This window comes from Azonexus sp. (assembly GCF_030824335.1).
Lineage (GTDB): Bacteria > Pseudomonadota > Gammaproteobacteria > Burkholderiales > Rhodocyclaceae > Azonexus.
In genome coordinates, this window is sequence record NZ_JAVBXX010000004.1 from 41,960 (window position 1) to 61,251 (window position 19,292).

The window sequence follows — 19,292 nt, forward strand, 5'->3', positions numbered from 1 at the left end:
GGTGGATTTCAACGACTACCGACGAAAGTCAGCCAGTCGCCTTTTTCCTGCGCCGTGCATTCACGGCCGATCACTTCGTTGCAGTTACGCTTGAACCATTTCTCGACCTTGGCCGGATCGGCGTAACGACTCGGGCTGACCGATAGCGCCACCGCTTCGATGCGCTTGCCAGTCAAGGTCTGACCGGCACTACGCGGATCTTTGCCATGACACGACGTACAAGCCGGGGTATCCGGCTTGCCGCTGGCAAAATTACGCGTATGCAAGGCTTCACCACGCGCCGCGGAAAAACCGGCAAAACCCGGATTGGCAGCTTTCGCGGTGGCCGCGTATTGGCTCAACTGAGCCTCCAGGGAAGCGGCCGTGGCAGCAAAGGGCAAGCAGGACAAGAGCAGCAGTGCACCGACGGCGACTTTTGTTTGAGCGAATTTGAAGCGGGATTTGAACATCTTGATCGGCCTGATGAAGTAGATGTCCGACACTTTGGCAGAGTAGTGCTGAACGTATCCTGAAGCGGACATTCAGCTTCTGTTCATCTTCGCCTTTGTAAATTGGCGCTTCGCGGACTGCTATCCTGCGCCAGCCTGAAAAAATTACCGGAAAGAATCCTCATGAACTCGTTCAACACCAGGGCCGCCAAGCGCATCGGCGCCGTCTCTGTCCTGCTGGCGCTGCTGGTCAGCCCCATCGCATGGCACATCGCCAGGGAAACAGCGGAACAGGAAGCGATGTCGCTGGCCATGGAAGAATCGCAACGCATTCTTTCGCATCTCGACGATTTCACGCTGGATTCACCACAACTGCGGAAGCAGGCACAGGAAGCGGCCATGATGATCACCGGCGGCCTGTTCGACATTGCCGAGATTTATGACGGCAACGGAAACAAGCTTGCCGAATCGACGACGGAACAAGGCCATCTGGTTGAACATCAGCTACCCAAGCATCTGCGCCCGAACTACCTGAAACCTTCGTACGAAAGCATCCATCTTCCCGACGAAGTCTGGGCACTGAGAATTTTTGTTCCGCTGGGCCAGCCGAGCAGCGCGTCGTCCGACAAACCCCTGGCCTATTTCGAAGGCGTGCGCATCGTGCCGGCCTGGCAAAAGGAGGAAATGCAGGCCGGCGCCCTGACCATCGCACTGCTGGTGGCCGCCGCATCGCTCCTGTGCGGCATGACGATCTACCCGCTGGTGGTCAAACTGTCAGCCGAAAATCTGCGCAAGGCAGAAGAAGTGCTCGAGTCGCACATTTCGATCATCGAGGCACTCGGCCGGGCCGTCGCCCGCCGGGATTCGGATACCGGCGCACACAATTACCGGGTCGCCTGGGTTGCCGCACGCATTGGCGAAGTGCTGGAGTTGCCGAGACTGAAGATGCAATCGCTGATCATGGGCAGCTTCCTGCACGATGTCGGCAAGATCGGCATCCCGGATGCCATCCTGCTCAAGCCGGGCCGGCTCGACGATGCCGAGATGCAAATCATGCGCACGCACGTCGAACAAGGCGAAACCATCGTATCCGGTATTGCCTGGCTGAGCGACGCGGCGAGCATCGTTTCGGGACATCATGAAAAATGGGATGGCTCCGGTTATCCCAAGGGCCTGCGCGGCGATGCCATTCCGCTGGGTGCCCGCATCTTTGCCGTAGCCGACGTATTCGATGCCTTGCGCTCGGAACGGCCCTACAAGAAACCGATGAGCTTCGATGCGGCAATCAGCATCATCAAACAGGACACCGGATCGCACTTCGACGCCAGCGTCGTCGACGCCTTTCTCGGCATCGCCCAGGACATCCATGACCAACTCGTGCTATGCGACGAAAATGCCTGCCAGGCATTGCTGCAAGCCAAGATCCGGGAACACTTTGCGCTGCCGGGCAGCAAGCCGGCGAACTAGAATGCCGCGGACAACCCCAATGAACTACGCCAGGCCGCCGAAACGCTGGATTGCCGGATGCTGCGCCATCCTGAGCCTGTGGGCCTTGCTCGGGCCGTTCGGCACAACGGCCCAGGCCGACACCCGACAGGATCACGAAATCGCCCGCCGGGCTATGGCGGCCGGTGAAATCCTGCCCTTGCGCACGGTACTGCAACGCCTCGAACAGGCGTACCCCGGCGAAGTGCTGGAAGTCGAACTGGAACAGGAATCCGGCCGCTGGATTTACGAGGTCAAGCTGCTGGGCAGCGACGGCAGTATCAGCAAGTTGATGGTCAACGCCAGGGATGCCTCGTTGATCGAAATCAAGGGCCGTCGCGCCGGCAAGCACGAAGCGCGCAAGTTCGGAGAACCCAGACCATGAGGCGGAGAGCGTAATGCGCATTCTTGTCGTAGAAGACGAACCCACACTCTGCCTGCAATTGAGCCGAACCCTGAGCGCTGCCGGTTATGCGGTCGATACTGCGGTCAACGGCCTGGATGCGCTGCATTTGGGCAGCGAAGAACCCTTCGATGCCGTCGTGCTCGATCTGGGCCTGCCAGTACTCGATGGGCTCAGCGTGCTCAAGCGCTGGCGCGCGGCCGGCCGCAACATGCCGGTCCTGATCCTGACGGCGCGCGGCGACTGGCACGAGCGGGTGGCCGGCATCGACGCCGGGGCCGACGATTACCTGACCAAGCCGTTTCACATGGAAGAATTGCAGGCCCGCCTGCGCGCCCTGATTCGCCGGGCGGCCGGCCAGGCGGCGAATGAACTGGTCTGTGGCCCGCTGACGCTGGATACGCGCAGCGCCAAGGCGCATGTCGATGGCCAGGCGCTGGTCCTGACCAGCCACGAATTCCGCGTACTCGCCTTCCTGATGCACCGGCGCGGCCAGGTTTGTTCGCGTAGCGAATTGTCGGAACACATCTATCCGATGGACAATGACCGCGACTCCAACACCATTGAAGTTTTCGTCGGCCGGCTGCGCAAGAAATTGCCGCCTGACATGATCGAAACCTTGCGCGGCATGGGCTATCGCCTGCGCTGCGATGCTTGAAGCAAGCGATGCCGCAAACGCCAACCCCGCCGCGATGAATTCAGCCCGATGAAAGCCGCCCCGTCACTGCGCCTGCGGCTGTTGCTCGGCACCCTGCTCTGGATCGTCGCGACAATCGGTGTCACCGGCTGGGTGCTGCAAGGCATGTTCGAGCAGCATCTGTCGCGCCAGTTCCATGCCGAACTGGCCACCCATCTCAACCAGTTGGCGGCCAACCTGGAAATCAATGCTGCCGGCCAGCCGGAAGTCAGCCACGTCCTCAGCGACCCCCGGCTGGAACGTCCGTACTCCGGCCTGTATTGGCAAGTCGACCGCATGCGCTCCGACACCATGCCGGCCAAGCCGGCCTTGCTGCGTTCGCGCTCGCTATGGGATGGCGAACTGCGGGTTCCCGACGACTGGCTGGGCGATGGCGAGCACCACGAACATCGGCTGAATGGCCCGAAAGGCGAATCGCTGCGCATGATCGAGCAGAGCCTGCATCTGACCGAACAGCAGGCCGAAAACACGGAACAAACGCTACGCCTGATCGTCGCCGCCGATGAAAAACTGCTCGCCGAACCGGTGGAGCGCTTCCGTGGCCTGCTGTTGATGGCGCTCAGCCTGCTCGCCGGTGGCCTGATCCTGGCCGCCATCGTGCAGGTGGTCGCCGGCCTGCGCCCGCTCAACCGCCTGCGCGATGAACTGACGCGACTGCGCGATGGCGAACAGGCCTTGCTGGGCGGCAGCCATCCGGCCGAAATCCAGCCGCTGGTCGACGAACTGAATACCGTCCTCGAACGCAATGCCGAATTCGTCGAGCGCGCCCGCAGCCAGGCCGGCAACCTGGCGCATGCAGTCAAGACGCCGCTGGCCGTGATGGCCAATGCCGCAGCCGCAGAACGGAGTGAGCTGGCCGAACTGGTGACCAGTCAGGTCAGCGTGGCAAGACAACACATCGACCACCACCTGGCGCGTGCCCGGATCGCCGCATCGGCTCAGGTACACGGCCAGCATTGCCTGCTTCGTCCGGCCATCGAGGGATTGCTGCGCGTCATGCAGCGCGTGCATGCCGAACGTGCGCTGACGCTGCATCTGGACGACGACCGGGAAATACTGGTCTTTCGCGGCGAAGCGCAGGACTTGCAGGAAATGCTCGGCAACCTGCTGGACAATGCCTGCAAATGGGCCGGATCGCGCGTCGAGGTATCAGCCAGCCGGCAGGCCGGCGAACTGTGTATCGACATCGACGACGACGGCCCCGGCATCGATATCGAGGCGCGACCACTCCTGCTGCAACGCGGCCAGCGTGGTGATGAACAAGTACCGGGTTCCGGACTCGGGCTGGCTATCGTCGACGACCTCGCCAGCCTGTATGGTGGACGGCTGGCCTTGCTCGACTCTCCATTGGGCGGCCTGCGTGTCCGCCTCTGCTTACCGGCAGGCAAGAATAAAGAACTCGACCAAGCATCGACAGGGGAAAAATCATGCTGCAACACTTGAAACTGCGTCACGCACCACGGGCCAGGCTGCTGCTCGCCGGCCTGCTCAGTCTGGGCAGCGCCCAGGCCAGCGCCGAACCGATACATGCAACGCTCAATCATCAATGGGTACAGGATCTGCGCGACGGCAAGGTCAAGCTGGACGGGGATCACAAAGCCGTCGACGCCCTCATTCTGGGCCGCGACATTCCCATTCCCTACGACTACATCGCCACGCTGATGCGCACACCGAATGCCTTCGGCCAGGGACCGGCGTGCATCGTCTGCCACTCCTCGGGCAATCCGGCGCACAGCTATCGCGGCCTCGACCTGTCGAGTTGCGAGGGCATCCGCGCCGGTTCGCGGGAAGCCCCCTCGCGGCCGATTTTCCAGCCCGGCGAAAAGGGATCGAAGCACATCCTCGGGCGTCGGCTGCGCAACAACCGCATGCCGCTCGGTATCCCGTTCTCGGTCGGCGGCAACAGCGCGGCCTACGCCACGGTGCGCCAGTGGATCGCCGATGGTGCGGTCAACAACGCGCATTTCACCAAAAACGTCCTGCCGCTGTTCACCCGCGACAACGCCTTCGCCCCCGACACCCCGGCCTGCATCACCTGCCACATGTCGAATCAGGAACCGCCCAGCTTCCACGAACTGGACCTGAGCAGCTACGCCGGCATCATGCTCGGCGCCGACTCGGTAGCCAAGGGCGTCAACAACGCGACCAAGGTCGTGATACCCGGCAAACCGGATGAAAGCAGCCTGTTCCAGCATCTGGTGGAAGACCGCATGCCACCTGGCATCTCGCCGAGCGAAGATCGCGATCATCCGAACACACGCATCCTGCTGCGCTGGATCGAACAGGGCGCCCGCTGCAATTGAGGCTCAGCCGGCGCCAGTGCTTGCGTGCCGCGCTGGCCGGCGGGCTGTCCAGCCTGCTCGCACCGCTGGCCAGCGCGCTGCCGACGAACAATGCCGCGAGCGGCCCGCTCAGCGAAACGCTGGCCGTGCGCCGCCGCTGGAAAACCGGCAACCTGCGCCTCGCCCCGACCGGCCGCCTGGAAAACCAGGTGCTTTTTGCCGGTGAGCAGCGACTGGGGCTGATCGATCCGGCACAAACAGCAATCCCCTGGTCCGTGCCGCATCAACTGGCCAGCCCAGCCATTTTCCGCCCGCGCAGCAATGGGCCAATCGTCGTGTGCGGCGGACTGGCGGAAATCGCCGGCTGGCGCATTGGCGAAGCACAGGCGCGCTGGCGCTACCGGGCGCACGATCAGATCGGCACGCCCTGCCTGGCGCAAGACCGGCTGTATTTCGGCGATGGACACGAACTTCTTGCGGTCGACAGCGAAAATGGCACGATTTTGTGGCGCTTTGCCGCCGTGGCCGACACCCGCATCAGCTACGCACCGGTCGTCACCGGCGACGTGGTGCTGTTCGGCCCCGGCGACGGCCGCCTGATTGCGCTGTCAGCCATTGACGGCAAGCCGCGCTGGATCGTCGACCGGATGGCCGACTGGCAATACCTGCGCCAGTTGCATCCCAGCGGCGACACACTGCTTGCCGGCAGCTACAAGGAAAAGCTATACGGCATCGAAATCGCCAGCGGCCACCAGACCTGGGAGTTCAGCGCCGGCAATTTCATCAATTCGCACCATGTGGCCAATGGCGTGGCTTACCTGTGGTCGCCGACCGGCTGGGTTTACGCCATCGATGCGGCATCCGGGCGCCAGCGCTGGCGCCAGCGCACCAACGATTACCGGGGCGGCCGCTACAACTGGGGCGCCCTACTGGCCGAACTGATCAGCGACGAAACACGGCTCTACGCACTCGACCTGAACCACGTCCTGCACATTCTGGCCCTGGACGATGGCCGCCCGCTGGCCGACTTCCAGTTGCCGGAGCGCGTCCGCCCCTTCGTGCAATTGCTCGATGACGCCCGGCTGATGTTCGCCAACGAAGCCGGCGAACTGCTGCTGGCCGAACTGCCGGATCAGGCGATCCGGTAGGCGTTCCGGCCGGCTTCCTTGACCGCATACATCGCGGCATCCGCCACGTCGACCAGCTTTTCCGCCGTATCGCCATGCTGCGGGTACAAGGCAATCCCGATGCTGGCCGACAGATGGGCTTCGACTTCGCCAAAGATGAAGGGCTCGACGAGCCGGGCATTGATCCGTTGGGCCACACTATCGACTTCCATGCTGTCAACAACGTGATGCAGGATGATGGCGAATTCATCGCCGCCCAGCCGGGCCACCGTATCCGATTCGCGCACCTCACCCTGCAGACGCCGAGCCACCTCGAGCAGGACCTTGTCACCTATCGTATGCCCATGCGTATCGTTGACCTCCTTGAAGTAATCGAGGTCGACGTAGGCCAGCGCGAACAGGCATTTGTAGCGGTCGGCATGGCCGAGTGCCTGGTGCAAGCGGTCATCGAACATGCTGCGATTGGGCAAGCCGGTCAGCGCATCGAAATACGCCAGATGGCGTAATTTCTCTTCCAGCGACTTGCGCTGCACGACCTCCTCGTTCAACTCCTGGTTGGCCTGGCGCAAATGCTCCGTACGCTCGGCAATCAGGCGTTCCTGCGATTCGTTGACGCGATGCAGGCGACGCACATACTTGAACTGGCTGGCAATCACCAGATGCAACAGAAGCGCCACCACCAAGGCAGCACCGCCAAAACCCCAGATCACCTGCCAATGTTGCGCATCGCGCACGGCAAGCAACGGTCGGGCATCCATCGTCACACTGATGCCGCCACGGATATCACCCAGCTTGTATTCCTGTTTTTCGTGACAGGCCAGGCAAGGCTGTTTCACTTCGAGCGGCGCCATGTAACGATAAACCGGCCCATCGGGTGCTTCGATCAGTTCCAGCAGATGCGTTTTTTCCCGCAGTTCGAAAATCTCCAGCGCCTGACGCTCCCAGGGATCGGGGGCATTGGCCGGACGCAGCGGCTTCAGGCTGGTGATGTGCAGGCGTTCGCCCAAGGCCTGCTCGGCCAGTTCGGCAATCTGTCGCGTCATGTAGGCCGGGTTGATCATGGTCAATGCCAGCCCGTCATCGCTGCGAATATCCCGTTTCGGATGTTCAAGGTGGGGATTGGCCTGGGCATTTGGCCCCTCCGGCACGTAAACACCGCCATGCCGGGCGTTCCACAGCCGGGTCAATTCGATCAGCCGGAACAGCCCCTCGCCCCGCTGCAAGGCCAGCTCGTCGGTATGCCGGTCAATGCTGCGCAACTGCGCCGAAACCAGCGACAAGGCAAGCAGCGCGGTCAGCACATAAACCAGAGCCACCCCGAAGCGAACATTCCTTTTGGCGAATGGCGAATTTAACAATCAATACTCCCGCAGCCCGAAAACATCATACAACGCCAGAAATCCGGTGACTCAATGGGTAAACCAGCTCACGATCGGCACCACGGCGACGCCGGCAGCGATCAGCAGGGTCTGCCGGACAAAGCTGTCGCGCTGCTTATGCAGCAAGGGCAAGAGGTCGGCCAGCGCGACGTAGATGAAGCTCGATGCGGCAATGACCAGCACGTAGGGCAACACGAAATCGGCGGCGGACAGCATGAAATAGCCGAGAACGCCGCCGAGCAGCGAACTCAGGCTGGAGCCGGCATTGGCCACAAAGGCCTTGCCATTGCTCCAGCCAGCGTTGCGCAGCAGGATGAAATCGCCCATTTCCTGCGGAATTTCATGCGCGATGATGGCCACCGTCGTCGTCACGCCGAGCATCGGATCGGCAATGAAAGCCGCCGCCACCAGGATGCCGTCGACAAAATTGTGGAAGGCATCGCCGACCAGAATGAGCAGCGGTGCGGTGACCACCGCATGGTGACCATCGTGCGAAGCGCAGTCGCCGTGCGAGTGACGCCACAGCGCCAGGCGCTCCAGGGCGAAAAACACGAACAGCGTGACCAGCATGACGGCAAACAGCGTGGCAATCGGCCCGCCATGATTGTGCCCGGCGTGCTCATCCTCCTCTGCCGCCATCGCCGCCTGATCGCCCGGCGCATGGTCGTGGCCGGCATGGATATCGACCGGCGGCAGCGAATTGAAGGCTTCCGGCAGGATGTGCAGGAAGGCCGACGACAACATCACCCCGGCGGCAAAAGCCACCAATATTGCGGTCGACTGCCGGGAAAAGCGAAAAACCACCGCCGCCGCGCCGGCCATGCTGATCAATCCGCCAGCCAGACAGGCCAGCAGGATCATGCTCAAGGTACTCATCGTTTCTTTCCTTGTTTTACTTCATACGGCTCGACGCGCTCGGCGGCGATCCGGTAGGCGTAAGTCCCCATGCCGCTGTCGCCACCCTGCAAGTGCAGCGTACCGCTGATCCAGAAGGTTTCCATGGTTTTCATGCCCTTCACCGGCTTGGCCGGGACGACGTGGATCACCTGATTCGACGGCGGCGGCGGCACATGCACGCAGGCGCCGAAGTATGGCACCAGCAGGAATTCGGAAATTTCGTCGCCCTTGCGCTCAAGCGGCAGGACAAAACCGGGAATCTTGACCCGCGTGCCATTCAGTGCCGGCTCGACCGGCGCCTTGTCCCATTCGGCCCGCACCTTGGCCAGCATTTCGATGGCTTTCGGGTCGCTGTCCTGCAGGCGATTCAGATCGATGCCCTTGAACGCCGCCATCGGGTCCCAGCCCTTGGGCATCAGATCGTCCCAGACGATTTCCTGGAAACCCTTGGCCGCCCCCTTGCTGGCCGGCAAACGTTCGCCGACGCGATAATCGCTGGCCGACAAGCTGCCGGACAAGGTCAGGGGAAACACGAGAGCGAGCAGCAGACACAGTTTAGGCAGCATGGAATTCCTTTTCGCGGACGGCAATCACAAACGCGGGATGAGGCCGTCGGCCAGCGACAGACGATAGGCACGCCAGGCCGGCAACAGGCTGACCAAGAGCCCACAGACAAGCACAATGCCGAGAAGTTGCATTTCTTCTGCGTTGACCGCAATCGGCAGCGTCGCCAGACCGAAACGGGCGAGCAGGCCATCGCCGGTCAGCGCGAGCAAGGTCACCAGCCCGAGGCCCAGTGCGCAGCCGAGCAGACTGACGACGAAGCTTTCCAGCATCAGCAGAAAAAGAATATGCCGCGGCCCGGCGCCGACCGAGCGCAGGATGGCCATTTCACGGCGCCGCTCGTTCAAGCCGGCCAGCATGACCGCCATCAGCCCGGCCAGACCGACCGCCAATACCAGCCAGGACAGCGCCTGCAAGGCGCGTTCGACGACGCCAACGGTTTGCCACAACTGGTCGAGCGCAACCCCCGGCATGACGGCGAGCAAAGGCTCGCCCCGGAATTCGTTGATCCGGCGCTGCACGCGGAAAACCTCGACCCGCTGACGCAGGCCGACGAGGAAGGCGGTGATGCTTTTCGGCTGCAGATCGAACTTCGTCACCACCTCGGGGGCCAGCGACAAACCGGGAATCGGCGCACCGCCCAGCCAGTCGAGGTGGATCGCCTCGATGGCCGGCAGGCTGATATGCACGGTGCGGTCCACCGGCGTGCCGGTCGGCGCCAGGATGCCGACGACGGTAAAGGGCTTGTCTTCGTGTTCCATGCCGGGCAAACCGCCCGCGCCGTGACTGAGCGTGATCTGGTCGCCCAGCCGGTAGCCGAGCGTTGTGGCGACTTCGGCGCCGAGCACGGTATCGAACAGCGCATCGAACACGCGGCCCTCGGCCAGGCGCAGCGGTGTCCGCTCGCCGTAACGGTAATGCGTGAAATAGTCGGCCGTCGTGCCCAGCACGGCATGGCCGCGATGCGAATCGCCGAGCGCCAGCGGCACGCTCCAGGCAATCGCCGGGTCGCCGGCAATGGCTTGATAGCTCTGCCAGCTCAGGTTGTTGGTCGCTTCGCCAAGATGGAAGACTGAATACAGCACCAGTTGCACCGGGCTGGTCCGCGCACCGACCACCAGATCGGTGCCCGACACCGACTGGGCGAAACCGTCGCGTGCCGCATGGCGCACGCGCTCGACGCCGAGCAGCAAGGTCGCCGCCAGCAGCACGGCGAGCAAGGTCAGGCCGAGGCTGAGCCGACGATTCCAGGCACTGGCCAGCGCGAGACGCAACAAGGCGCTCATTGCGCCGCTCCTGCGGTCAACGCCAGTTTTTCATCAAAATGCGCGGCCAGCCGTTCGTCGTGGCTGACAAAAACCACCGTGCTGCCGGCGGCTTTCGCTTCGCGGAGCAACAAATCGATGAAGGCTGATTGACGCGACGCGTCGAGCGCCGAAGTCGGCTCGTCGGCGATGATGATTTCCGGCCGGCCGATCAAGGCCCGCGCCGCCGCTACGCGCTGTTGCTGGCCGACCGACAGTTCGGCCGCCGGCACCGTGGCCAGGCTGGCCGCCAGATCGAGTTCGCCGAGCAGGCGCCGCGCCTCGGCCTGCGGATCACCCGCCCGAGCGGCACGCCGTGCCGAAAAGCGGCAAGGCAGCAACACGTTGTCGAGCACGGACAGGTAGGGAATCAGGTTGAATTGCTGGAAGACAAAGCCCAGGTGATCGGCGCGAAAGGCATCGCGCCCGGCGGCCGACAACTTCCCCAACGGCTGACCAAGCAGTTCGACGCCGCCGCGCTCCGGCAACAGCACGCCGCCGATCAGGTTGAGCAGCGTGCTTTTGCCAACGCCACTCGGGCCGTGCAAAAACAGGCTTTTCCCGGCGTCGACCGCAAGATGCGCCAGCGTCACGCAAAGCGGCCCCTTACGCCGCCAGCGAAATGCCAGATCATCAATGCGGATGGCCGCTGCGCTCATGCGTTACCAGGCAAACGCCGGATTCCTCATATCGACCTTGCCCGCCTTCTGGCCTTTCGGGCCGGCGAAGCTCAGCGTCAACGAACGGACGCGCTTGAACTCGTTCAGCGCCTTCACCTGCACGTCGTTCAGCGCTTCCGGTTTGGCGCAGGCATAGACGTAGCGCGCTTCGACATCGCCATGCCCATCGGCCGCCTGGCCGCCGGAGAGCAGCGGTGCGTCGATTTTCTGTTCGAGTAGCGCGCATTGGGCGGCCGCCGTCGGCACGAAAAGGCGAGCCGGGTCTTTCAGCTTTTCCAGCACGGCCTGCACCGTCAGTTGTTCGCGGGCGTTCTTCGGCGCACGCTCGAAACCGACCAGATCGTGCTGCGGAATTTCCAGCGCCAGGATCAATTGATTCTTCTCGACCACGATGTCGAGCCGGCCGACGCCATGACTATGGGCATGCTGGGCCAGCGCCAGCGTCGGCAACAAGGAAAGCAGCAAAACAGACAGTTTTTTCATCGGAATCTTCCTTCAGGCAATGACATCGTCACGCGGCACGCCGGCCAACCGGCATTCAAACAGCCGGCGGATTGATCAGGCGTTCGCCGCGTTTCAGTTTTTCAAACAGTTGCGGGTCGCGCCAGGCTTGCGTGATGGCCTCGGAAAAGACGATCTGGTCGAGGCCGATCAGCCCCATGCGCGGATTCTCGGCATCCTCGCGGAAACACTGGGCGTAGCCGGTTTCGGTTTCATGGACGATGACCGAATGCAGGCGCACGTCCTGCTCGCCGTTCACCTTGTCGGTCAGGTCGAGCAGCGTGTCGACCAAGCGGAAGAACAGGCGCGAGAACTGCTCGGCGCTGGGCGACACGGGCAGGCTGATCCAGCGCTCGGAAAAGCGCTTGCAGGCAGCGATGTACTCGGCATCGTCGCCATCCCAGACGGCGACGGCATGGTCGAAAGCGTCGATCAGGTCACGCGGGCCGCTCTTCAGCAGGCCGAAATCGTAGAGCATCTGGCCGTTGTCGAAAGCGTGCGCTTCGAGCAGCAATTCGACCTTGTACGAATGCCCGTGCATCGAATGCGAACAACGGCGGGTGCTGCAGCCGCGCACGATATGGGCATTCTCGAACTTGAACAATTTACGGATCAACATTGGTCGCGCGCTCCACAAAACATCGCGAAAGCCTGTTCGACCAGCGACTGGTCGAGATCGCGAACGATGAACACAAGCCGGCTCTGGCGGTCGTTGTACGGCGCATCGGCCGGCCAGTCGTCGAGCCGGGTATAGGGATAAAGCACGTGCTGGACGCATTGCACGACGCGCGGCTTGTGATCGCCGATCACATTGAGCAGGCCCTTGATGCGCAGGATGCGTTCGCCCATGCTTTCCAGCAGCACGCTGACCGTATCGGCAAAAGCCGCCCACTGCAGCGGTTCGGCGAAAGTCAGCGCAAAGCTGTAAACGTGGGCGTCGTGCCGGTCCACGTCGTGATGGTGATGCTGGCCGTGCGCCTTGCGTCGTTCCTCGCGCACCTTTTCTTCGGCCAGCCAGCCTGCCACGTCCGGCGACTTGCCGGCCGGATCGTACAAACCGCAATCCAGGATGACCGAGGCGGCCACGGCACCCTGCTGCACCTGAATCTGTGGGGCCGAGGGATTCATCGCAGTCAGCCGGCGTGCCAGTGAATCGATTTGTTCCGGCGTCGCCAGATCGGTCTTGGTCAGCAACAGCCGGTCGGCCATCGCCACCTGCTTGATCGCCTCGCCGTGGGCGCCGAGCTGCCCTTCGCCGTGCGTCGCATCGACTGCCGTCACGACACCGTCGATGCGATAGCGTTCGAGCAGGAAGAAATCTTCCATCAGCGTAAAAATCACCGGCGACGGGTCGGCCAGCCCGGTGGTTTCGATGATGACGCGACGAATCGGCGTCAACTCGCGGCGCAGGCAGCGCATGAACAGGTCGGTCAGGCTGCGCGTCAGGTCGCCGCGCACGGTGCAGCAGATGCAGCCGGAATCGAGCAGGATCACGTCATCGTCGATTTTTTCCACCAGATGGTGGTCGACCGCAATCGAGCCGAATTCGTTGATCAACACGGCCGTTTCGGCCATCTCCGGCTGCGTCAGCAAATGGTTGAGCAGCGTCGTCTTGCCGGCACCGAGAAACCCGGTGAGGATGATGACCGGAATGCGCCGGTCGCTATCGGACGACGTCATGCACTCAGCCGCCGAACTGGCGACGCTTCTGTTCGTGGCGTTCCTGGGCTTCGAGACAGAGGCTGGCCGTCGGCCGGGCCAACAGGCGCGGAATCCCGATCGGTTCGCCAGTATCTTCGCACCAACCATAGGTGCCGTCGTCAATGCGCTGCAGCGACTGGGTAATCTTCTTCAGCAACTTGCGTTCGCGGTCACGCACGCGCAGTTCCAGCGTGTGCTCTTCTTCCGCACTGGCGCGATCGTTCGGATCGGGTTCAGCCGCGTTGTCCTGCAGGTGATGCGTGGTTTCCTCAGCGGCACCACGCAGGGCCTTTTCCTCGTCAAGCAGGCGCTGACGGAAAAAAGCAAGTTGGGCAGGCGACATGTAGTCATCCGGCGAAGCGGCGAGCAATTCAGCTTCGCTCAGCGGGGCGGCGGATTTGGTGGATCGGGTCATCGATCTTTCCTTGTATTTCTCATTAATCAAACAGTCTGAAAGGCGCGGCCATCGAGCAGGTTCAAGCAGAAAACCATGCGGAAACCATAAGCAGCAGCAATCACAAGGCGGCAATCTTATAGCAATCCGGCCGGATCAGCCGCATCAACCTGCAGGTCGTCGAGCATCATGCCAAGCTCGCCGCCATCTGACCAGCCCAACGGGCAAAATCAATGCGGCCGGGGTTCCGGTTCAGGCTCCAGCACACGCAGCAACGACGCCGTATCGTCACGCCCCATGCCCATCGCCATCAAGGCATTGAGTTGCTGCGCCACACTTGCGGTCAACGGCACCGGCACAGCACTTTTGCGCGCAGCCTCCAGCACCAGACCGAAATCCTTGTGGTGCAAGCGTGCCTCGATACCGGCCGAAAAATTGCGTTCAACCATGCGTTGGCCCATCACATCGAGCACCTTTGAGGCCGCCGAGCCGCCGGACAAGGCCTGTTTCACCTTGGCACAATCGACGCCGGACGCCTGCGCCAGACGCATCGCCTCGGCCACCGCCTGGATGGCCGCCACCATGATCATCTGATTGCAGGCCTTGGCCACCTGCCCGGCCCCGTTCGGCCCGACATGCACGATGCGCTTGCCCAGACAATCGAGCAGCGGCCGCACCCGTTCCAGCACCGCCGCATCGCCACCGGCCATGATCGCCAGCGTGGCATCAATCGCCCCCTGCACGCCGCCGGACACCGGTGCGTCGAGCATATGGATGCCTTTTTCCGCCAGCCGGCCGGCGATACGACGGGCAACATCCGACGCGATGGTCGAACAATCGACCAGCACCGAGCCGGCGGCCATGCCGTGGATCAGTCCTTGTTCGCCCAGCGCCACGCCTTCGACATCGGCGCTCGATGTAATGACCGTAAACACCACCTCACAGGCCGCGCCCAGTTCGGCCGGCGTGGCATGAACGATGGCAGGCAAACCGGCAAAACTTTGCGGTCGACGCGCCCAGGCATGCAATTCATGCCCGGCCGCCTGCAAATGCAGCGCCATCGGGCGCCCCATGACGCCCAGGCCGATGAATCCGACTTTCATTGCTGCCCCGACAAGCTTTCCAGCAGTTTCAGCACGGCGATGGAATCCTCTTCGCCATAGCCGGAACCGACCATCGCGTTGAACATCTGCGCCGTTGCCGCTGAACCGGGCAGACACAGGCCGAGTTCGTGCGCTGTCTGCATCACGATATTCAGGTCTTTCTCATGCATCCAGCTCTTGAAACCCGGCTTGAAATTGCGATCCAGCATACGTTGACCGTGGTTTTCCAGGATTTTCGAGTAGGCAAAGCCACCGAGCAGCGCTTCGCGCACCTTGCTGCGGTCGACGCCGTTTTTCGAGGCAAAAGCCATCGCCTCGGCGACCGCCAGCACCCCCATGCCGGTCACGATCTGGTTCGCTGCCTTGGTCACCTGCCCGGCACCGGATGCACCAACATGCACGATGTTCTTGCCCATGCATTCAAAAGCCGGTTGGGCGCGGGAAAAACCTGCCACCGAACCGCCGGCCATGATCGACAAAGTACCGGCAATCGCCCCCACCTCGCCGCCGGACACCGGCGCATCGATGAAATCGACACCGGCTGCCGCCAGATCCTCGCCAATCCTGCGCGCTGCTGCCGGCGCAATGGTGCTCATATCGACAGCGACCAACCCCGGCATGCCGGCACTGGCCACGCCGCGCATCACTTCGGCCACATCGGGCGCGTCGGCGACCATGGAAATCACCAGTTCCTGCCCGCACGCGACTTCGGCCGGCGACGCGGCACCGGTCGCTCCCGCATCGAGCAAGGGCTGCATCGATTCGGCGCGGCGCGCCCAGACGGTCACCTGATGCCCCCCCTTCAACAGATTAAGCGCCATCGGGCGCCCCATGATCCCGAGGCCGATAAATCCGATTTTCATGTCCCGCTCCTTCATGTGGAAGCAGGAATTCTAGCTGATCGGGGATGGGAGATTCCGAGGATTCTGGTTGTCAATAAAATCAAGACTCAAGCCAGCAAAGCACTGGCGACCTGAAGAAGGCCGAGGCCCGAAAATCATCCGGAGCAGATATCGGAACGGTGGTCCGATTCCGACAGCAATGTGTGGGTTGCCTGCCGCTCAACAAAGGCGCCGATCAAAGACTATTTCTTGCACGAAAGCAGTCAGCTTTTATCCACTGCTTCAATCAAGGGCTGTTTTTCCATCCAGGCCAGCAAGGTCGCGTACAAGACTACAGGTTCGATTGGTTTGGAAATGAAGTCATTCATCCCGGCATCCAGGCACTTCTGGTGATCTTCGGAAAACGCATTGGCGGTCATTGCCAGAATCGGAACTTTCCTGAAAGCGGGAAGTTGGCGAATGGCACGAGTAGCCTCTAATCCGTCCATTTCTGGCATCTGCATGTCCATCAGGATGACCGAGTAGCGGTTTTTCATTACTGAGGCTACGGCTATTTTGCCATTTTCGGCGACATCAACCTCAAGACCTAAATCCCCCAATAATTCTTGGGTCACTTCCTGATTGATTGGCTCATCTTCTGCGAGCAGAATCCGACATCCGTGATAGTCACGCCGCAGGATGGCATCAGCGTTTTCAACCGGTGAATCAGACTCCCCATCAAACTCAACCGAGCATTTGCCAAACCGGGCGGTCAGCCAGAACGTACTACCCTCACCTGGCGTGCTCGAAACGCCGACCTCGCCTCCCATTAGTTCTGCGATGTGCTTGGTGATTGCCAGCCCCAGTCCAGTACCGCCGTATTTACGGGTTGTTGAACTATCCGCTTGCTCAAAGGCGTTGAAGACCCGCGCACATTGTTCGACAGTCATGCCGATCCCAGTATCGCTGACTTCAAAACGGAGCAGGCAGGCTGCATCGCTTTCTTCCACTACATGGCCGGTTAACGTGACCCTGCCCTGTTCCGTGAATTTCAAGGCATTGCTGAGATAGTTCACCAGGGTCTGGGTCAGCCGTATCGAATCGCCGTACAGCATCGGTGGAAGCTCATCGTCTTCGATGGAAATACTCAATCCCTTCATTTGAGCAACATGCTCCATGACCCCGACAGCCGAACGGAGTACCTTGGCCAAGGTAAAGGGTTTTTGCTCGAGGAGCATTTTCCCGGCCTCGATTTTGGAAAGATCAAGTATGTCGTTGATGATGCTCAGCAAATGGCGGCCGGAGGTTTCGATCTTGTCGAGATAGCCCGCCTGCTTGTCCGTTACGCCCGTGCGTTGAAGCAGACTTGCCATACCCAGCACACCGTTCATTGGCGTACGAATCTCATGGCTCATATTGGCGAGGAAGGCACTCTTTGCCACATTGGAAAACTCCGCCATCGCTTTGGCGGCTTGCAGTTCCGTCACATCGAACAACCAAGCAAGAACGGATTTTTCTCCCTCATAGTCGACAAGCATGTAGGACGCCAGCGCCCAGACATGCGGGACCTCCTTCATGTCCGGAAGATGCAGTTCAACCAGCCGATTCAGCACCATCTCTCCTCGGCCAAGTCGCTGCCGGATATCGTCAAATGCTGAAGGATCAATATAGTTTTGACTGATATCCATATTGAGCGCTTCTTCGGCACTTCTCCGGACCAGTTGAGTAAACGCGTCGTTCAGAAAGACAACCCGGTTGTCCGACAAGCGGGCAATGCGTACCGCCATTGGCGAAGCACTCAGAATATTGCGCAGGGTGGCCTGCTGCCTCCTGAGTTTGGTGTAATCCAGAATGACCGAGCGAGTCGCCTGAAATCTGCCCTGCTCATCGTAGATCGACGTCGCCGACACCAGCCCCGACACCAAGTGGCCATCCTTGCAGACAAACTCAAGTTCAATATCCTCTGCATGGCCCTTCGCCAGGAATTTGGGGAACGTCGTTTTGAATGTTTCCACCGAGGCCGCGGTCATGAAATCCGTGATGCGCTTCTTGCCGACGACCTCATCGCGCGCATAACCGAGCCAATCGAGTTCCGTGTCGTTGATGCGCAGGATAATGCCGTCCTTGTCCAGCGAATGGTAGCCGCAGGGTGCCTGATTGTAGAGATCATTCAGCTCACGGACTGCTGCCGATAGTTCGCGAGTTCGTTCATTCACACTCCGTTCAAGAGTTTTGTGCTGTTGCGTCATGCTCCGGGCAACCCAGATCAGGAATGCCCCCATCGCCAGCGAAAGAACCCCCAGCAAAACTGCCATTTGCCGCCATGTCGTCTCAAAATCAGCGGTCGCCCGACCAACCGTCATCCAGAAGGGAGAATGATCAAACTTCTGATAAGCGTAAACGCGCTCGATGCCATCGATAGGTGCAACAGCCGTATACACGTAGCTATCCTGCCCAGGGCGGGTGTGCATCAAATCCTGAATCTTCTGCGAAACGTTGCGATTGCCGATAACCTGGTTTGGGCCGGAAAGCTCGGGGTAGCGAACCACCTGGGCAAAATCCATGGTCCGCAAGTTAACACTGCCTGACGACCCCAACGAGACCCTGGAAAAAGCTTTTCCGATTGAATTGACAGGGATAACGACAAAAATAACGCCAATGAACTCACCAAACTTCGATTCGAGGCGGCGGGCAAGGAGCAGGGACCATTCCTTGGTTAGCCGGGCCTGAACCGGCCCCTCAAAAAGCAGTGCCTTATCACCATCGCGGGCGCGTCGGAAGTAGTCGCGATCAGACAGATCCAGCGCACGCGGAGATTGCTCGTCAAATCCAGTGTTAAGGACATTTATGCCGCGCTCGTCGATGATGCCAAGACGGCTCACCAGCGAATAGGCAGGAATTTCCTTCTTGACCTGCCCCATGAGATATTCGATGTCCTTGGCGGTCTGGCGCTTCGCATCAAGGTAGCGACTCCCAACTGCAATCAACAAGGCATTGGCTTGATCAAAGGAATCCTCCACCTGAACAGCAAGCAAGGTCGCATGGTTTGCAACCGAGAGCTCCGCCATCGCCGCCCCTTCCTGTCGTTGCTTCATGACCAGGAAACCGGACAGAAATACGACTGCCGCGGTGGCTACTCCTGCGGCAATGTAATAAATGTTGTGGCGACGTATGATCATAGCGATGACAAGTAATTGTCGAGTATGCCATTACAGCACAAATTGACACTATTAATATATTTTTAGCGATTTAGGCATATTTCAGTTTCCAGCACGCTTCTGGAAACTTCAGCTTCGGACGTGGAGTACTCATCCGCCAGAGAGGACGGCAAGCGTTCGCAAGCTCTCAGGACTGAACGGCAGGTAGGCGACCTTGGATTCAACCGCTCGATTGAACCGTTCCTGCCACCGGCCACAACGGCCGAATTGTGTAAACAGCGCAAACGACAGCTTTTAAGGGCACAACTGCCGGAAATCTCCTGTTTTCGAACTTCCGGGAAACTTTGCTGACCAACATATACGCCCAA

19 protein-coding genes are annotated in these 19,292 nt (G+C 60.9%); 6 read left to right on the top strand and 13 right to left on the bottom strand.

Translation table 11 applies throughout. The annotated features are described in order from the left end of the window. Positions 1 to 8: 8 nt before the first annotated feature. The gene (locus RCI20_RS01540; protein WP_306602735.1) at positions 9 to 521 is read right to left on the bottom strand and encodes a DUF1924 domain-containing protein; all 513 of its coding nucleotides are present in this window, start codon (positions 519 to 521) and stop codon (positions 9 to 11) included. A 90-nt stretch (positions 522 to 611) separates the two neighbouring features. Here RCI20_RS01540 and RCI20_RS01545 point away from each other — a divergent pair, with 90 nt between their 5' ends. From RCI20_RS01545 to RCI20_RS01570, 6 genes are read left to right on the top strand one after another with little or no spacing between them, the layout of a single operon-like run. Then, entirely contained in the window at positions 612 to 1,895 is a 1,284-nt protein-coding gene (locus RCI20_RS01545; protein ID WP_306602736.1) for an HD-GYP domain-containing protein, read from the top strand. A gap of 19 nt (positions 1,896 to 1,914) precedes the next feature. After that, positions 1,915 to 2,298, top strand: coding sequence for a PepSY domain-containing protein (locus RCI20_RS01550; protein ID WP_306602737.1), 384 nt, complete (start codon positions 1,915 to 1,917; stop codon positions 2,296 to 2,298). A 13-nt stretch (positions 2,299 to 2,311) separates the two neighbouring features. After that, positions 2,312 to 2,974 (top strand): response regulator transcription factor, encoded by a 663-nt coding sequence (locus RCI20_RS01555; RefSeq protein WP_306602738.1) that lies wholly within the window; start codon positions 2,312 to 2,314, stop codon positions 2,972 to 2,974. A 48-nt stretch (positions 2,975 to 3,022) separates the two neighbouring features. Then, positions 3,023 to 4,456, top strand: coding sequence for a sensor histidine kinase (locus RCI20_RS01560; protein WP_306602739.1), 1,434 nt, complete (start codon positions 3,023 to 3,025; stop codon positions 4,454 to 4,456). Beyond that, positions 4,441 to 5,316 carry a hypothetical protein gene (locus tag RCI20_RS01565; protein ID WP_306602740.1) on the top strand — a complete coding sequence of 292 codons (876 nt, stop codon included), beginning with the start codon at positions 4,441 to 4,443 and terminating at the stop codon, positions 5,314 to 5,316. The genes RCI20_RS01560 and RCI20_RS01565 overlap by 16 nt, the downstream gene beginning before the upstream one ends. Positions 5,317 to 5,336: 20 nt before the next feature. Next, positions 5,337 to 6,443 (top strand): PQQ-binding-like beta-propeller repeat protein, encoded by a 1,107-nt coding sequence (locus RCI20_RS01570; protein ID WP_306602741.1) that lies wholly within the window; start codon positions 5,337 to 5,339, stop codon positions 6,441 to 6,443. Here the strand turns inward: RCI20_RS01570 and RCI20_RS01575 are convergent. The 12 genes from RCI20_RS01575 to RCI20_RS01630 form a co-directional block, all read right to left on the bottom strand. Next, entirely contained in the window at positions 6,428 to 7,738 is a 1,311-nt protein-coding gene (locus RCI20_RS01575) for a diguanylate cyclase domain-containing protein (RefSeq protein ID WP_306602742.1), read from the bottom strand. The genes RCI20_RS01570 and RCI20_RS01575 overlap by 16 nt on opposite strands. Before the next feature lie 93 nt (positions 7,739 to 7,831). Next, positions 7,832 to 8,677 carry a ZIP family metal transporter gene (locus RCI20_RS01580; RefSeq protein WP_306602743.1) on the bottom strand — a complete coding sequence of 282 codons (846 nt, stop codon included), beginning with the start codon at positions 8,675 to 8,677 and terminating at the stop codon, positions 7,832 to 7,834. Continuing rightward, positions 8,674 to 9,264 (bottom strand): DUF3299 domain-containing protein, encoded by a 591-nt coding sequence (locus RCI20_RS01585; protein ID WP_306602744.1) that lies wholly within the window; start codon positions 9,262 to 9,264, stop codon positions 8,674 to 8,676. The genes RCI20_RS01580 and RCI20_RS01585 overlap by 4 nt, the downstream gene beginning before the upstream one ends. Before the next feature lie 24 nt (positions 9,265 to 9,288). Then, positions 9,289 to 10,548 (bottom strand): ABC transporter permease, encoded by a 1,260-nt coding sequence (locus RCI20_RS01590; RefSeq protein ID WP_306602745.1) that lies wholly within the window; start codon positions 10,546 to 10,548, stop codon positions 9,289 to 9,291. Beyond that, the gene (locus RCI20_RS01595) at positions 10,545 to 11,225 is read right to left on the bottom strand and encodes an ABC transporter ATP-binding protein (RefSeq protein ID WP_306602746.1); all 681 of its coding nucleotides are present in this window, start codon (positions 11,223 to 11,225) and stop codon (positions 10,545 to 10,547) included. Before RCI20_RS01595 ends, RCI20_RS01590 begins: the two co-directional genes overlap by 4 nt. Before the next feature lie 3 nt (positions 11,226 to 11,228). Next, positions 11,229 to 11,729 (bottom strand): DUF2796 domain-containing protein, encoded by a 501-nt coding sequence (locus RCI20_RS01600; RefSeq protein ID WP_306602747.1) that lies wholly within the window; start codon positions 11,727 to 11,729, stop codon positions 11,229 to 11,231. Positions 11,730 to 11,784: 55 nt separating this feature from the next. Next, positions 11,785 to 12,366: a 6-carboxytetrahydropterin synthase gene (locus RCI20_RS01605; protein ID WP_306602748.1), complete on the bottom strand. Its 582-nt coding sequence runs from the start codon at positions 12,364 to 12,366 to the stop codon at positions 11,785 to 11,787. After that, the gene (locus tag RCI20_RS01610) at positions 12,360 to 13,427 is read right to left on the bottom strand and encodes a GTP-binding protein (RefSeq protein WP_306602749.1); all 1,068 of its coding nucleotides are present in this window, start codon (positions 13,425 to 13,427) and stop codon (positions 12,360 to 12,362) included. The genes RCI20_RS01605 and RCI20_RS01610 overlap by 7 nt, the downstream gene beginning before the upstream one ends. Positions 13,428 to 13,431: 4 nt before the next feature. Further along, complete coding sequence (gene dksA, locus RCI20_RS01615) at positions 13,432 to 13,863, bottom strand: RNA polymerase-binding protein DksA (protein WP_373691453.1); 432 nt, start codon at positions 13,861 to 13,863, stop codon at positions 13,432 to 13,434. A 209-nt stretch (positions 13,864 to 14,072) separates the two neighbouring features. Beyond that, a complete protein-coding gene (locus RCI20_RS01620; RefSeq protein WP_306602750.1) occupies positions 14,073 to 14,945 on the bottom strand; it encodes an NAD(P)-dependent oxidoreductase in 873 nt (290 codons plus the stop codon). Then, a complete protein-coding gene (locus RCI20_RS01625) occupies positions 14,942 to 15,808 on the bottom strand; it encodes an NAD(P)-dependent oxidoreductase (protein WP_306602751.1) in 867 nt (288 codons plus the stop codon). The genes RCI20_RS01620 and RCI20_RS01625 overlap by 4 nt, the downstream gene beginning before the upstream one ends. Positions 15,809 to 16,050: 242 nt before the next feature. Then, on the bottom strand, positions 16,051 to 18,945 hold the full coding sequence (locus tag RCI20_RS01630) for a response regulator (RefSeq protein WP_306602752.1): 2,895 nt from the start codon (positions 18,943 to 18,945) through the stop codon (positions 16,051 to 16,053). Between the last annotated feature and the right edge of the window lie 347 nt (positions 18,946 to 19,292).